This window comes from Pusillimonas noertemannii, assembly GCF_003096595.1.
GTDB lineage: Bacteria > Pseudomonadota > Gammaproteobacteria > Burkholderiales > Burkholderiaceae_B > Pusillimonas > Pusillimonas noertemannii.
Genome location: NZ_QEKO01000001.1, coordinates 1,266,073 through 1,279,794 on the forward strand (window position 1 = coordinate 1,266,073; position 13,722 = coordinate 1,279,794).

The 13,722-nt window shown below is 64.4% G+C and carries 14 protein-coding genes and 1 tRNA gene; 10 read left to right on the forward strand and 5 right to left on the reverse strand.

Features of this window, described 5'->3' with window-relative positions; all coding sequences use genetic code 11:
• Positions 1 to 126: 126 nt before the first annotated feature.
• Genes C7440_RS06120 through C7440_RS06145 form a run of 6 tightly spaced genes read left to right on the forward strand, consistent with a single transcriptional unit; the run spans position 127 to position 5,169 of the window.
• The gene (locus tag C7440_RS06120) at positions 127 to 858 is read left to right on the forward strand and encodes a nitroreductase (RefSeq protein ID WP_017525408.1); all 732 of its coding nucleotides are present in this window, start codon (positions 127 to 129) and stop codon (positions 856 to 858) included.
• Positions 851 to 2,026 (forward strand): MlaE family ABC transporter permease, encoded by a 1,176-nt coding sequence (locus C7440_RS06125; RefSeq protein WP_017525407.1) that lies wholly within the window; start codon positions 851 to 853, stop codon positions 2,024 to 2,026. The genes C7440_RS06120 and C7440_RS06125 overlap by 8 nt, the downstream gene beginning before the upstream one ends.
• Positions 2,020 to 2,814: an ABC transporter ATP-binding protein gene (locus C7440_RS06130; RefSeq protein WP_017525406.1), complete on the forward strand. Its 795-nt coding sequence runs from the start codon at positions 2,020 to 2,022 to the stop codon at positions 2,812 to 2,814. Before C7440_RS06125 ends, C7440_RS06130 begins: the two co-directional genes overlap by 7 nt.
• Entirely contained in the window at positions 2,814 to 3,752 is a 939-nt protein-coding gene (locus tag C7440_RS06135; RefSeq protein WP_116517801.1) for an MlaD family protein, read from the forward strand. The genes C7440_RS06130 and C7440_RS06135 overlap by 1 nt, the downstream gene beginning before the upstream one ends.
• Entirely contained in the window at positions 3,749 to 4,408 is a 660-nt protein-coding gene (locus C7440_RS06140; protein ID WP_017525404.1) for an ABC-type transport auxiliary lipoprotein family protein, read from the forward strand. Before C7440_RS06135 ends, C7440_RS06140 begins: the two co-directional genes overlap by 4 nt.
• Entirely contained in the window at positions 4,408 to 5,169 is a 762-nt protein-coding gene (locus tag C7440_RS06145) for a uracil-DNA glycosylase (RefSeq protein ID WP_017525403.1), read from the forward strand. The genes C7440_RS06140 and C7440_RS06145 overlap by 1 nt, the downstream gene beginning before the upstream one ends.
• On the opposite strand, the gene C7440_RS06150 is transcribed toward C7440_RS06145, so the two are convergent.
• Positions 5,158 to 6,177: a glycosyltransferase family 4 protein gene (locus tag C7440_RS06150; protein WP_051019312.1), complete on the reverse strand. Its 1,020-nt coding sequence runs from the start codon at positions 6,175 to 6,177 to the stop codon at positions 5,158 to 5,160. The two genes, C7440_RS06145 and C7440_RS06150, sit on opposite strands and share 12 nt — an antisense overlap.
• 195 nt (positions 6,178 to 6,372) lie before the next feature.
• Here C7440_RS06150 and C7440_RS06155 point away from each other — a divergent pair, with 195 nt between their 5' ends.
• Both C7440_RS06155 and C7440_RS06160 read left to right on the forward strand, forming a co-directional pair.
• A complete protein-coding gene (locus C7440_RS06155; protein WP_017525401.1) occupies positions 6,373 to 6,798 on the forward strand; it encodes an HIT family protein in 426 nt (141 codons plus the stop codon).
• Between the two features lie 103 nt (positions 6,799 to 6,901).
• Positions 6,902 to 7,486, forward strand: coding sequence for an HdeD family acid-resistance protein (locus C7440_RS06160; RefSeq protein ID WP_017525400.1), 585 nt, complete (start codon positions 6,902 to 6,904; stop codon positions 7,484 to 7,486).
• A gap of 170 nt (positions 7,487 to 7,656) precedes the next feature.
• On the opposite strand, the gene C7440_RS06165 is transcribed toward C7440_RS06160, so the two are convergent.
• From C7440_RS06165 to C7440_RS06175, 3 genes are all read right to left on the reverse strand, one after another.
• Positions 7,657 to 7,732 (reverse strand) — tRNA-Thr (locus tag C7440_RS06165).
• 107 nt (positions 7,733 to 7,839) lie between these two features.
• A complete protein-coding gene (locus tag C7440_RS06170; protein ID WP_017524377.1) occupies positions 7,840 to 8,574 on the reverse strand; it encodes a flagellar brake protein in 735 nt (244 codons plus the stop codon).
• A gap of 24 nt (positions 8,575 to 8,598) precedes the next feature.
• Entirely contained in the window at positions 8,599 to 9,660 is a 1,062-nt protein-coding gene (locus tag C7440_RS06175) for an AI-2E family transporter (protein ID WP_116517802.1), read from the reverse strand.
• Positions 9,661 to 9,811: 151 nt separating this feature from the next.
• Here C7440_RS06175 and C7440_RS06180 point away from each other — a divergent pair, with 151 nt between their 5' ends.
• Positions 9,812 to 11,356, forward strand: coding sequence for a glycosyltransferase family 39 protein (locus C7440_RS06180; RefSeq protein ID WP_116517803.1), 1,545 nt, complete (start codon positions 9,812 to 9,814; stop codon positions 11,354 to 11,356).
• 68 nt (positions 11,357 to 11,424) lie between these two features.
• Positions 11,425 to 11,964 (forward strand): MarR family winged helix-turn-helix transcriptional regulator, encoded by a 540-nt coding sequence (locus tag C7440_RS06185; protein ID WP_017524380.1) that lies wholly within the window; start codon positions 11,425 to 11,427, stop codon positions 11,962 to 11,964.
• A gap of 31 nt (positions 11,965 to 11,995) precedes the next feature.
• On the opposite strand, the gene C7440_RS06190 is transcribed toward C7440_RS06185, so the two are convergent.
• Positions 11,996 to 13,645, reverse strand: a complete 1,650-nt coding sequence (locus C7440_RS06190) for a thiamine pyrophosphate-binding protein (RefSeq protein ID WP_116517804.1) — start codon at positions 13,643 to 13,645, stop codon at positions 11,996 to 11,998.
• Positions 13,646 to 13,722 lie beyond the last annotated feature (77 nt).

Below are 13,722 nucleotides of genomic sequence, written 5' to 3' on the forward strand. Positions count from 1 at the left end.
ACTTTGCGGGCGTGGTGATGGGGGGCGGTAGAATCGAATCGCCTCATGGCCGCGGGTCTGGCCGTTTGGCCTCACCGCCATTAAACTTGCCAGTAGTTTCATTTACACGCAGGAGCTTTGCCGCGCATGCCCACCCCCGTTCTGGATCAACGCCCTTCAATCGAAAGCATCGAATGCGTCGATGCGGCCATCGATTCGCGCCAGTCGATCCGTGCCTTCACCAGCCAGCCCGTCGAGCGCGATGACATTCGCCAAATTCTTGCCGTGGCAAGCCGCGCGCCCTCGGGCGCCAACGCGCAGCCCTGGAAGACCTATGTGCTGCAGGGGCGGGCGCGCGACGGCCTGGCCGACAAGGTATGCGCCGCCCATGACGCAATCTATGCCGATCCCGAACAGGCCGCCCTCTATAAAGAGGCCTACGCCTACTACCCGCAAAGGTGGATCGATCCCTATCTTGCGCGGCGGCGCGAGAACGGCTGGGGGCTGTACGGGCTGCTGGGCATCGCCAAAGGCGAGAAAGACCGCATGCACGCCCAGCACCAGCGCAATTTCCGTTTCTTCGACGCGCCGGTGGGCCTGTTCTTCACGGTGAACACCATCATGGGGCAGGGCGCGCTGCTCGACTGCGGCGCCTTCATGCAGAACATCATGATCGCGGCCCGGGCGCGCGGGCTCGACACCTGCCCGCAAGCCGCCTGGAATTCATACGCCAGCATCATCCTGCCCTTCATCGGCGCGGGCGACGACGAGATGCTGGTATGCGGCATGTCCCTGGGTTACGCCGACCCCGACGCCCTGGTCAACACCTTCCGCACCCCCCGGGTTCCGCCGGAAGACTTTACGGTCTGGCGTGACTAATCAGGCGCGATACCTGAAGCTGGATTCCCTCGACGGCTCGGCGCGCCTGGTCGTGAGGGGCGAGTGGGTGCTGGCCAATTATCAGGCGGTCGAGCACGACATCCGCGTCTTCCTGGCGCAGGCGGGCCATGCATCGAGCGCCAGGCAGCGCCGCTTGCCGGCCGCCCTGCAGATCGGGGGCGTCGATTTCACCGGCCTGGAGGCCGTGGATACCGCCGGTGCGGCCCAATTGGCCAGGCTCGTCGGTCCTGCGCGCCTGCGCGAGCTGCTTGCGCTGCAAGATGGCCTTTCCCCAGAGCGGCTGGCCTTGCTCGAGGCGGTGGCCGCGGCCGAGCCCGAAGCCGCCCCCGAAAGGGCGCCTGTTCCCGCCTGGCGCGAATTTCTGGGCAACGTTGGCGTCTCGGTCGAGAACATCTGGAAGCTCATGGTCGATCTGCTGGGCTTCATGGGGCTGACCCTCGAGTCCATGGCTCGCAATGTGTTGCGGCCCGGTCGCTGGCGCATGACGGCAATCGTCGCGCAGGTCCAGCAGTCGGGGCTCAACGCGGTGCCCATCGTGGCCCTGCTCACTTTCATGGTCGGAGCCGTCGTCGCCTTTCTGGGCGCTACGGTGCTGGCCGACTTCGGCGCCACCATCTTCACCGTCACGCTGGTGGGCTTCTCTTTCCTGCGTGAGTTCGCGGTGCTGCTTACGGCCATACTCATTGCCGGCCGCACCGCCAGCGCCTATACGGCCCAGCTCGGGTCCATGAAGGCCAGCCAGGAAATCGACGCGATCCGCATGATGGCGCTGAGCCCGATCGACCTGCTGGTGGTGCCCAGAATTCTGGCGTTGCTCGTCGCCTTGCCGGCCCTGACATTCATCGGCATGGTGTCGGGCATACTCGGGGGCATGGTGGTGTGTGCGCTGGCGCTCGATATTTCGCCCAGCATGTTCCTTACCATCTTCCAGCGCGACATCGCCCTGCAGCATTTTTTCCTTGGCATGGCCAAGGCGCCGATCTTCGCCTACCTCATCGCCGTCATCGGCTGCCTTGAGGGCTTCAAGGTGCAGGGCAGCGCGCAATCCGTCGGAGAACACACCACATCGGCCGTCGTGCAGTCCATCTTCGTGGTGATTCTTGTCGATGCGCTGGCGGCCCTGTTCTACATGGAGATGGGATGGTAGCCGGCGCACAGTCAGATATCGTGCAGGTGCGTGGCCTGGTCAACCGCTTTGGCAGCCATGTCGTGCACGACGACCTCGACCTGGACATCCGCAAGGGCGAGATTCTGGGCGTGGTGGGCGGCTCGGGCTCGGGCAAGTCGGTGCTGCTGCGCTCCATCGTCGGGCTGCAGCCGCCCGCGGCGGGCCGCATACTGTTGTTCGGCGAAGACCTGCTTTCGCTGTCTCCCGAGCGGCGCACCCATATCGAGCGCCGCTTCGGGGTCATGTTCCAGAACGGGGCCCTGTTCTCGTCGCTGACCGTCATCGAGAACGTGGCGGTGCCGCTGATCGAGCAATTGAGGCTTTCAAGATCCCAGGCCGAAGAACTGGCCCGCAGCAAGATCGGCCTGGCCGGCCTGCCTCCTGATGCCGGCGGCAAATACCCCAGCGAGCTTTCGGGCGGCATGGTCAAGCGGGCAGCGCTGGCGCGGGCGCTGGCCCTGGACCCGGACATCCTGTTCCTGGACGAGCCCACCGCCGGGCTGGACCCGATCGGAGCGGGGGCCTTCGACCGCCTGCTGGTCACCTTGCGCGATGCGCTGGGCCTGACGGTGTTCCTGGTCACGCATGATCTGGACACCTTGTACGCCACATGCGACAGGGTGGCGGTGCTGTCTCAAAAAAGGGTGTTGGCGGTCGATGCGCTCGAGCGTGTGCAAGACATCGACGACCCCTGGATACGCGAATACTTTCATGGACCCAGAGGCCGTGCGGCAAACCGTGCGGCAGAATCGCGGAGTGCGAAATAATGGAACCCAGGGCACATCATGTACTGATCGGCGCCTTCACCGTCGCTGTCGCCATCCTGGCGGTGCTGGCCGCACTGTGGCTGGGAAAGGCAGGGCAGAACGCCGGTGAAAGGCATTTTGTCGTGATCTTCAACGAGGCCGTGCGCGGGCTGATGGTGGGCAGCGCGGTGCAGTACAACGGAATCCAGGTGGGCGAGGTGCTCGAGCTTTCGCTCGACCCGACCAACCCGGCCGTGGTCAGGGCGCGCATCAAGGTGCAGGACAATATCCCCATCAAGCAGGACACCCGCGCCCGGCTGGTTCTTACCGGCATCACCGGCGCCTCGGTCATCGGCCTGAGCGGCGGGTCGCCCGACAGCCCAGAGCTGCCGCAGCCCGAATCGGGCGACCCGGTCATCATCGCCACGCCTTCGCCGATTACGCAGTTGCTGGCCAACAGCGACAACCTCATGACCAATCTCACGGCGCTGGTAATGAGCGCCCAGCAGGTCTTGTCGCCCGAGAACGCCGAGCGAATCAGCCAGTCGCTGGCCAATCTCGAGCAGCTCACCGCCGCGCTGTCGGGGCAATCCGGCAATATGTCCGAGCTGACCGAGGCGGTGACCCAGGCGAGCCGCGAGGCAAATGAAGCCCTTGCGCAAGCCACCGTGCTGATGCGGCGCGCCGACACTTTGCTGGACAAGCAGGGCACGGCCACCCTGCAAGGCGTGCAGCGCGCCATGGCTTCGCTCGAAAGCACGGGCAAGAGCCTTGACCTGCTGATCAACGAGAATCGCCCGGGCCTGAACTCCGGAGTCGACGGCCTGCGGCAACTGGGGCCGGCATTGCACGAGCTGCGCGGCACCCTGGCCAGCCTGCAGGAAGTCGTGCGCAAGCTCGGCGACAATCCCACCAATTTCCTGTTTGGACGCACGACGATCGAGGAGTTCGTACCATGAGGCATTCCACCGCGCCAGCGGGCCAATTTGTAAAGACGATCGGGGCTTGCCTGACCGCCGCCTTGCTGCTGCTGTCCGGCTGCGCCTTGCTGCCCGCCTCCGAGACCCTGACCTTCTATCGCCTGCCCCCTTCCGGGCTTGCTCTGCCGGCCGACGGGCAGCGGTCGGCCCCGATGGCTGCCGTGCTGCGGGTGGCCACGCCTGCCGGCAACCGTGCGGTCGACAGCACGCGCATCCTGGTCGTGCCCGAGGCCGATCGGGTCAGCGCCTACAAAGGAGCCAGATGGAGCGACAGGGTTCCCGTGTTGCTTCGCGACCGCCTGATTGAATCGTTTCGCGATGCCGGCCTCTTTCGCGCGGTCGTGACCGACAGCGGAAACCTGGGCGCCGATCTTGAGCTCTCCAGCGATTTGTCCCAGTTCCACGTCATCTATCGATCGGGGTCGCCCGTGGCGGTGGTCTCGCTCGAGGCGACCTTGGTCGGACCGGCTTCTTCGCGCATTCTGGCCGCACGCCGCTTTTACGCCGAGCAGGCGGTGCAGGGCAAGGAAGTGCCCGAAGTCGTGCAGGCCTTTGGTTCCGCCGTCGATCAGTTGACCGTGCAATTGCTTGAATGGACCCGCGCGCAGGCCCAGGCTGGCGGGGGGGCGCGTTGATGGCCGGCAATCTTTTTCAGGGTGGGCTCATGGCTCATGTCGAGGCCTTGTCGCCGGCCTGGAGGTCGGCCTTCAAGGCCGAACACGTGCAGCGAACATTGCATGACCTCGACCGCTTTCTGCAAGACAGGCTCGACGCGGATGTCCAGATTTTTCCGGCCAGCCCGTTTCGGGCCCTGCATGAAGTAGAGCCGCAGGACGTGAAAGTCGTTCTTCTGGGCCAGGACCCCTATCATGGGCCCGGACAGGCGCAGGGCCTGGCGTTTTCGGTGCCCGACGACTGCCGCACGCCGCCCAGCCTGCGAAACATGTTCACCGAACTCAAGCGCGAATACGACGACCAGTTCCAGCCCCAACGCAACAGCCTGGTGCGCTGGGCGACGCAGGGCGTGCTGCTGCTCAACACCGCGCTTACGGTCGAGGCGCATCAGGCGGGTTCGCATTCCCGCTGCGGCTGGACAATCGTGACCGACGCCATCCTGGCACGCGTCCTGCAAGAGGACCAGCCCAAGGTCTTCATGCTGTGGGGTTCGCATGCGCAAGCGCGCGAAGCACTACTGAACGAGCATACCCCCCGCGGGCCCGTGCACGTTTTACGGGCCAACCATCCCTCGCCCTTGTCGGCGCTGCGGCCGCCCCGGCCCTTCATCGGATGCGGGCATTTTGCCATGGCCAACCGCTGGCTCGAGGCCGAGGGGGCCGGGGGCATCGACTGGCTGAGCAACGACGAACCGCCCTTGCGCTCGGCCTCAGCGAAGTAGGCCTTCGGCCCCGGCCCGGGGGCTTGCGGATGTGCCCGTGGCGCCCGCAACCCGCTGCAGCACTTCCAGCCAGTCGCGCACGAAGCGGTCCATATTGAAGCGGGCCATCGCCGTGCGGCGCGCCTCGTCGCCCCACTGGCGGGCCAGTGCGGGCTCGGCGATCAGCTGGCGCATGACGTCGACGATTCTGCGCTTGTCGGTGTGGACGAATCCGTTCCTGCCATTGTCTATGACGGTGGGCAGCTCGGTGGCGGCAACGCCCACCACGGGCATGCCCAGCAGCATGGCTTCGATCAGGGCCAGGCCCAGACTGGTATAGCGAATGGGCGTATAGAAGAAGCGGTAAGGGGCCATGGCCGCCGCCACGTCAAGGTTCGGCACTTCGCCCAGGCCGCCCATCTGTTCGCTTTCCATGCCGATCAGATCGAGCGGCACCCGTTCGCGGCTCCATTCGAACAGGTCGGCGCCCATGCGGCGGCCGCGCTTTTTCAGGCCGTTGATGGCCGTGATTCCGGCAGCCTTCTCGCCCGTGTGCCGCAGTGGGCGATGAAAGGGCACGCCGTGTTCTATCACCTGGGCCGCTTGTTCGCCGCAGTCCCAGTTGAGGGCGTTGTAGTGGGTGACGTGGACGAGGATGCCGCGGTCGTGCTTGAAGGGATGGGGGGTGTCCACCGGATAAGGGCGGGGAGGGTCGTGCTCGATGTAGATACTGGGCAGGGCGCGCTGGGCCGCCGTCAGCAGCATGGGCGCGTCTTGTTCGTAGGCCGCCTGCGATTGATAGATGACGCAATCGAACTCGAGGCGGGCGACGTCCTGTGCGCCTATTTCATGCACGTTGGCGCCCCAGGGTATCTTGCTGCCCAGCGGAGCATAGCCTGCGCGTCCGTCGGCCCGCACCGGAATGAAGAACTCGTGCGGCACCTGGGTCAGCGCATACAGGTAATTGCCGTGAACGTGCCAGGTCAGGATGCGCAGCCTGCGCTTCGGCTGGGGCGAAGCAGTGTCCATAAGCCTCTCGTCGGTCATGAAGTGGGCCGGGTTGCGTATCACCCGGATTGCCGGGGCGCAGCAATCCACATACCCGGGATCCGGGGAAGCGTTGCCCGGGGCGCGGTGCGCCATTGGCGCCGCGGATGCTTTACTATTGCCGGGATTGGCGGCCGCAGTCGGGCGCCGGCGACAAACTGATTCCAGGAGGTTTTCATGGCTTACGACAGCAACAATATTTTCGCCAAGATCCTGCGCGGCGAAGCGCCCTGCATCAAGGTCTACGAAGACGGCGATACGCTGGCCTTCATGGACCTGATGCCGCAGGCCGACGGCCACGTGCTGATCGTGCCCAAAGAGCCGGCCGAAACCTTGCTGGAGCTGTCCGAGGAAGGCGCCATGGCGGCCATCCGCACCACCCGACGCATCGCCATCGCCGTCAAGAAGGCGCTGGGTGTCGAAGGCCTGCACGTGGCGCAGCTGAACGGCGCGGCGGCGGGGCAGACGGTGCCCCACATCCACTTCCATGTGATTCCGCATGCGACCGGAACGGTGCTGCGCATGCACGCCGCCCAGCGGGCCGCCGAAGACGACCTGAAAGCCATGGCCGAGCGCATCAAGGCCTGCCTGGCCCAGGCATGATCAATATCAAAGGCGATGCACGCGCCGGCTGATAGTTTGAAACCTGCCCGCATGCGCAGCACGGGCCCGTAGTCTTCCTTCCATTATCCAAAAGAGGCTAATCATGACGGACAGCGATTTCAACACCAGCCCGGGCTCCGACCGGCTCGCCAAGGCACTGACCGAACTCGGCGCCCACTGGGGCTGGTTCATCGCCCTGGGAATAGTGCTGCTCATCCTGGGGGCCATCGGCTTCGTCCATGTTTTTGCGGCCACACTGGTCAGCGTGATCTTCATAGGCACCCTGATGCTCATCGGCGGAGTGGGCGAGCTGATCCACGCCTGGCGCGTCAAGCAGCTGGCCGGCTTCCTCTTCTGGTCGGCCAGCGGCCTGCTCTATGCGGGGGCCGGCGTCGTGGCGCTGGTCAACCCCGTGGTGGGCGCATCGATCCTTACCCTGCTGCTGGGCGCCACCCTGATCGCCGTGGGAGCCCTTCGCCTGTGGCTGTGGTTCAACAACAGGGGGCAGCGCGGCTGGCCGTGGCTGGCGCTTTCGGGGCTTATCACACTGGCCACCGGCATACTCATCGCCGCCTTGTGGCCGGGCAACAGCATGTGGCTGCTTGGCCTGCTGCTGTCCATCGACCTGCTGTTCCAGGGCTGGTCGGCGCTGCTGCTGGGCTTGGCTTTGAAGCAGCGGCGGGGCTGATCGCCCACCGCGCTTTCAACGTCCGGGGCACGTCCCCACATCACGCCCAAGGGCAGACCCCTTGTCGTGATGAAAATAGGACAGCACGGCAAAACCCAAGTAAAACCCCAGTAAAACCCCAGAAAAACAAAATGCGGCTTTGCAAAAACCTTGCAAAGCCGCATGAATACTGGTGCCGATGAAAGGAGTCGAACCCTCGACCTTCTCATTACGAATGAGCTGCTCTACCAACTGAGCTACATCGGCTAAGCCCAAAATTGTACCACTTTTTTGTGCTTCTACACGGCGGGGTCTTGGGATGGTTTGCAGACCTTGCGGGGGATGGGCGGCCGTGGTGCGCCGCCGGCGGGGCTTTAGCCAAAACCGCGGTTGCGGGCCAGGGCTTCGCGTTCCTGGGCGGTGATGTAGCGCTGTACGCGCGCCAGGGCGGCGCCGCGCAGGCCTTCGAAGGCCAGGCCCAGGTTGCGTAGTTGCTTGCCCGCGCGTTCGAACTCGCGCACATGCACGAGCCTGAGGGTGACCGGGATGGGATCCGTGCCGGGCAGCGTAAGCAGGCAGTCTGAAAAGACCTGCCCGATGTCGGTGGGCACTTCGTGGGCGGCATCCGAGGCGCCAAGCCCGCCAGTGCTGAGGTCTTCGAGCGGCAGTGTTACTGCGCCCTGGGGCAGGGGTATTGTGCATAGCGCCGGCTTGCCGACAGGGGTGGCGATGCGGAAGGCGTCGCGGCGCTGCACCCGGACCAGTTCTGCCGGAAGCGGCAGGCGCAGGGCGGGGCGCTCTTCGAAAAGGCAGGATTCGGCCGGCCCCGTCCGGAAGCTGATGTGGATGCCGTTTTGCGAGGCTTCGAAATGCAGTTTTTCAGCGGCCAGGATGTGCCTGAGCAAGCCGGGGTCGGACGTGCCATCGAATGTCAGCGCGGATTGCTCGGGATCGATGTGCAAAAGGGTGGTCAGAACGGATGTGTGGCCGGCCGGAACGCGCAGCTGGATCAGGCGTTGTTCCGTCGCCAGCGAGCGCAAGGCCCCCCGAACCTCGAATTCGGTTGTCAGGATGTATGCGCTCGGGTCGGATAACGCGTTGGAAATCACGATAACGATGCGATGGCGTTGATGTCAGGAGTTTTCATGCTGCTGCGCCGCGGAGGGGAAGAGATCCCACACGGCCATGAACAGCGCGGCGATGAGGGGGCCGATGACAAAGCCGTTGAGCCCGAAGGTGGTCAGGCCGCCCACCGTGGAAATGAGCACGACGTAATCGGGCATTTTGGTGTCTTTGCCCACCAGCAGCGGGCGCAGTATGTTGTCGACCAGGCCGATGACCAGAACCCCGTAAAGAATGAGAATGCCGCCCAGCCAGTAGTCGCCCGTGACCAGGAAATAGATGGCCACCGGCAGCCAGATGATGGCGGCGCCCACTGCCGGCAGCAGCGACAGCAGCGCCATGATGACACCCCACAGCAGGGCGCCCTCGATGCCCAGTATCCAGAAGATGAGCCCGCCCAGGGCGCCCTGGGTGGCGGCCACCACGATGTTGCCCTTGAGGGTGGCCCGGACCACGGTGACGAATTTCTGGATGAGCATCTGCTTGTGATCGTTGCTGAGCGGGATGACCGTCATGATCTTGCGGGCGAGCTTGGCGCCGTCGCGCAGCAGGAAGAACAGCAGGTACAGCATGATGGCCAGGCCGATGAGGAACTGGAAGGTGTTCTGCCCGATATTGACGGCCTGGGAAGCCAGGAACTTACTGCCTTGCAGCGCCCCGGCGGAAAGCTTTTCCTGGATGCTGAACAGGTCAGTCAGGCCGAATTGTTCGAGCATGCTGTGGATGGAGGGGGGCAGGGCGCCGACGATCTGCTCGAAATACGAGCCCAGGTTGAGGTCTCCGCTTTCGATTCGGCGGTACAGATTGGTGCCTTCTTGCAGCAGGGAGCCGGCCAGCAAGGTTACCGGCAAGATGACCAGCAGCAGGACCAGCAGCACCGTCAGCAGGGCGCAAAGATTGGGCCGGCCGGGCAGGCAGGACACAAGCCGGCGGTGCAGTGGCATGAAGCTGATGGCCAGTATGGCGCCCCAGAACAATGCGGCATAGTACGGCAGCAGCAGCCGGCCGAAGGCGAGCGTGACAATGACCAGCAGGATGATGAAGGTGCGATAGTGCAGTTTGCCATCGTTCATGGGGGCTCCGGGCGCTGTTTGAATGACCGCGGCGGCGTCATGCCCGCGTAGCGCGAGCGCCTAGTATACCGGGGCTACAATCACGCTGCGCGGCCGCCCGAAGAACCTTACGGGCCCTGTGCGAATTGAATCCATTTCAGGGTGGCGAGACATGCAGCACGACAATACCGACAAGATGAATGGCGCCAGGGCGGCGGCGCCGTCGCCGGCCCAGGGCTGGGCCGTGCTGGCTTTCCTGGCGGGCATGGTGGCCTTGTGGACCCTTCTGTGCACGATCAGCCACCGGGCACCCGACCTGGACGGCATGGAAGAGCTGGTGTGGGCCTCGAGCTTCGAGTTCGGCTATACCAAGCATCCGCCCCTGCCGTCGTGGTTCATGTATGCGCTGAGCGGTTTGTTCGGCACGCCCGTCTGGCTGGCGTTTTTCGCGGGTCAGTTGGTGTCGGCTCTGGGCTTGTGGTTCGTCTGGAGGCTGGGCTGCGAGTTCACCTCGCCGCGCCGCGCCCTGATCGCAACGCTGATGGTGTCTACCACGCTTTATTTTTCGCTGCGAGGCACCATCTACAACCACAACACCGCGCAGCTCTGGTCCATCGCCGCCTGCACCTGGCTGTTCTATCGCGCCTTGCGGTACGGGCGCAGCAGCTCGTGGTTGTGGCTGGGGGCGGTGGCGGGGCTGTCCATGCTGACCAAATACAGCGCCGTCATACAGTTCGGCGTGTTCTTCATTTTCATCGTGGTGCAGGGCCATTGGCGCGACGCGGGCGTGCGGCACGGCGTGTTGCACGCGCTAGCGGTGTTTGCAGTGGTGGTCTCGCCGCATGTCTTCTGGCTGGTCGACAACCATTTCGCACCTTTTCGCTACCTGGATAATTCCATCGAGTCCAGTTCCTACGCCGAGGTGCTGAAGGGCATATGGGATTTCTCGATCGACCAGCTGGCCCGCATCAGCCCCATGCTGCTGGTGTGGCTGGCCCTGTATGTCTGGAACCGGCGGCGGCCCATGGCCCAGCGCGGCGAGACCTACGCCGGCGAACTCTCGAGCTGGGACCGGTCCTTCCTGCTGTGGGTCGGGCTGGGGCCGTTCGTGGCCACGGTGTTGATGTCGGCCGTCCTGGGCACCCGCCTGGTGGCATCCTGGGGCACCACCTTCTTCGTCCTGTACGGCTATTTCGCCTTCTGGTGGCTGTCGGGCTCTACGCGCGCCACGCTACGCCGCACGGCCATGATCGTCATCGCCGTGCACGTGCTGATGGCGGTGGGCTATGCCGTGGCGCGCGGCCCGCTGGCCCATTACTCGGGGCGCACGGCGCGCTCCACCTTTCCGGGTCCCGAGATCGCGCAGCGGATGCAGCAGGTATGGAGCCGACATGTTCCCGGCCAGCCCCTGCGCGTGGTCGCTTCCGACACATGGCTGGGCGGTAATATCGCAGTCAATCTAGACCCTGCGGCGCGGGTGTTCATCAACGGAAGCTTCGCCGAGTCGCCCTGGCTTTCGCCGGACACGGCGCTGGATTGCGGCGCACTGGTTGCCTACAGCGACGACACGCGCGGCCATCTGGCCGAAGCGCTGTTGCGCCTGCATGAGCAGGCCCGCTGGACAGGAGTGGAAAGCCTGCGCTGGTCGTCCGAGAAAAGCCCCATGATCGAGATTCAGTGGGGCATCATCCCGCCCTCGGAGGCTTGCCGCGAATAGGCTCGCGCCGCGGGTCGCCCATCGGCGCTTCGGCAACCCGCCGGGGGCTTTGGCGTTAGAATGCCCGCATGAGCAAATCCGCCCCATCCTCAAACAGGCAGCGACCCGCCGCGTCCGGTAAACCGGCTGCCAGGCGGTCGCAGGCGGCCGGCTATTACCGCGGCACGGCTGAATCGCTTGATCCCGAGGTCAGCATCGGCAGCGTGGTCAAGCAGCTCCAGGCCTCGCTGACACGGATGATGGACCAGCGCATGGCGCCCATGGGCCTGACCGCCACCCAGTGGCGTCCGCTGGCCCTTATCCGCTATCACCAGGTCAATACGCCGGCCGAACTCTCGCGCCGCGCGGACATCGATACCGGCGCCATGACTCGCGCACTCGATCGGCTCGAAGCCAAGAAATTCATAACCCGGCAGCGCAGTGCAGATGACCGGCGCAGCGTTCGCATCGAGCTCACCGAAGCCGGCAATGCGGTGGCCGAGCAGATTCTTCCGGCCATTGCGGCTGTTCTCAACACGCATTTGCGCGGCTTCACCAAAGACGAGGTCGAGCTCTTCATCAGCATGGCACTGCGGATGCTGAGCAACGGAGAGCAGGTGCAGCCCTAGGGCCTGTTTCGGCTCTTTTTCGCCCTTCCTTCTACGGACGTGCGATGGCGGTCCCGCCATACACGGACGCGGGGTCGATCTTTACGTCGATCACCAAGGGGCGCTTGCGGTCGTGCGCGGCCACGGCGGCCATCGCGGCCTGCAGCTCGGCACTGCTGGTCACCGTTAACCCCTTGCAGCCAAACGCTTCGGCAATGCGCGCGAAATCACGCGACGGCAGCAGCGAGATCTCGGGATCCATGTCGTGCATGGTCAGGGCAATGTGCTCTGCGCCGTAGCTGCCATCGTTGGCGACCACCACCACCAGGTCCAGTTCTTCGGCCACGGCAGTAGCCAATTCGCTCAGGCCGCTGAGCATGAAACCGCCGTCGCCGGTAACAAGCAAGGTCGGCCGATCTGCGGCCGCTACGGCCGCACCCATGGCGGTGGCCTCGCCGATGCCGATGGAGGAAAAGCCGTTGCCGTCGACATAAGAGCGCGGATTCGGCACCGAAATCACGCTCCAGAACGCGAACATGAAGCGCCCGGAGCCGGTGACGAACACGCGATCCTTGGGCAGCGCCTGGTCCACGGCAAAGGCCAGCTCGTAAAGGTCGACCGTTCCTGCCGGTGTGGAACGCACGAGTTTCTTCTGCGCGTTCTGATGATAAGTATTGAGTTGCTGGAGGAGGTCGTCGTTGCGCGCGCCAGAGCCCGGGATTTCGGCTTCGTCCAGCCATTTCACCATGGCATCGGCGGTTAAACCCGGATCACCCACCAAGCCGACGGTGACTGGCGTGCAGCGCCCCAGTTCACTGGCCAAGGGGTTGATCTGGATGATTCGTTTGTTGCGGGTCAAGCCCCGCTCGGCCGACGTGTATTTGTTCAAGCTGGCGCCGAACACGATCAGGCAGTCGGCGCGGCCGATCACGTCGGTGGCGACGTCGTGGCTTACCGTTCCCGAAAGGCCAAGGTGGAATGGGTCATCGTTGAAAAGCCCTTTGCCACGCACCGAGGTGGCCACGGGCGCCTCGATGCGCTGCGCGAAGCGCAATACCGCCGCTTCGGCTTCCGGGCTATCTACCCCACGCCCCGCGATAACGACCGGCAGGCGCGACGAGGCGATGATGCCGATGGCGTCGTCCATATCGGTGCTGCTTGCAATGGCGCTACGCGTCTCGGGCAGACGCAGGTAAGGTTTCTGGTATTCGACCTCTTTCCACTGGAACTCCACCGGCATATTGAACACGATGGGGCGATGCTCAACGTGGGCGCGATAGAACGCTCGCGCCAAGTCTTCGGCGACGGTTTCGGGGCTGCGCAGCGGCTCGAAACCTGCGCCGGTGGCGGCAACCAGCGCCCGCTGGTCTACGTTCTGCGCGTGCTCGCGGTCGGTTACCGGGGTGTCACCCACAAGCAGCACCATGGAAGTGCCCGCCTTGGCTCCCTCGACCAGGGCGGTGATGGTGTTCGTCAAGCCGGGACCGTGGGTAACGGCCGCCACACCCACCTTTCCGGCCACGCGCGCCCAGCCTTGTGCCATAAGCACAGCACTGCCTTCATGAACGGCCGGCACGTAGCGCCCGTTGCAGTCACGGCGGAAACTGTCGATGACGTATACGCAACCGTCTCCGAGTACCCCGAATAGCTCCGTACAACCCAGATCCGACAACCCTCGGGCAATGGCTTCATAGACTTTCACAATTTCACCTCAATTACTTGATATCGGGTGACCCTGACAGGCGCCTCTCAGTCTAGAGTCTAAGTCTTCTCGAGGAT

What these genes read in the sequence shown, in the direction of transcription:
- C7440_RS06120 (WP_017525408.1), top strand. Translation starts at nt 127, where the DNA reads ATGCCCACCCCCGTTCTGGATCAACGCCCTTCAATCGAAAGCATCGAA.
- C7440_RS06160 (WP_017525400.1), top strand. Translation starts at nt 6,902, where the DNA reads ATGACGGACAGCGATTTCAACACCAGCCCGGGCTCCGACCGGCTCGCC.
- C7440_RS06145 (WP_017525403.1), top strand. Translation starts at nt 4,408, where the DNA reads ATGGCCGGCAATCTTTTTCAGGGTGGGCTCATGGCTCATGTCGAGGCC.
- C7440_RS06150 (WP_051019312.1), bottom strand. Translation starts at nt 6,177, where the DNA reads ATGGACACTGCTTCGCCCCAGCCGAAGCGCAGGCTGCGCATCCTGACC.
- C7440_RS06155 (WP_017525401.1), top strand. Translation starts at nt 6,373, where the DNA reads ATGGCTTACGACAGCAACAATATTTTCGCCAAGATCCTGCGCGGCGAA.
- C7440_RS06180 (WP_116517803.1), top strand. Translation starts at nt 9,812, where the DNA reads ATGCAGCACGACAATACCGACAAGATGAATGGCGCCAGGGCGGCGGCG.
- C7440_RS06175 (WP_116517802.1), bottom strand. Translation starts at nt 9,660, where the DNA reads ATGAACGATGGCAAACTGCACTATCGCACCTTCATCATCCTGCTGGTC.
- C7440_RS06130 (WP_017525406.1), top strand. Translation starts at nt 2,020, where the DNA reads ATGGTAGCCGGCGCACAGTCAGATATCGTGCAGGTGCGTGGCCTGGTC.
- C7440_RS06140 (WP_017525404.1), top strand. Translation starts at nt 3,749, where the DNA reads ATGAGGCATTCCACCGCGCCAGCGGGCCAATTTGTAAAGACGATCGGG.
- C7440_RS06135 (WP_116517801.1), top strand. Translation starts at nt 2,814, where the DNA reads ATGGAACCCAGGGCACATCATGTACTGATCGGCGCCTTCACCGTCGCT.
- C7440_RS06185 (WP_017524380.1), top strand. Translation starts at nt 11,425, where the DNA reads ATGAGCAAATCCGCCCCATCCTCAAACAGGCAGCGACCCGCCGCGTCC.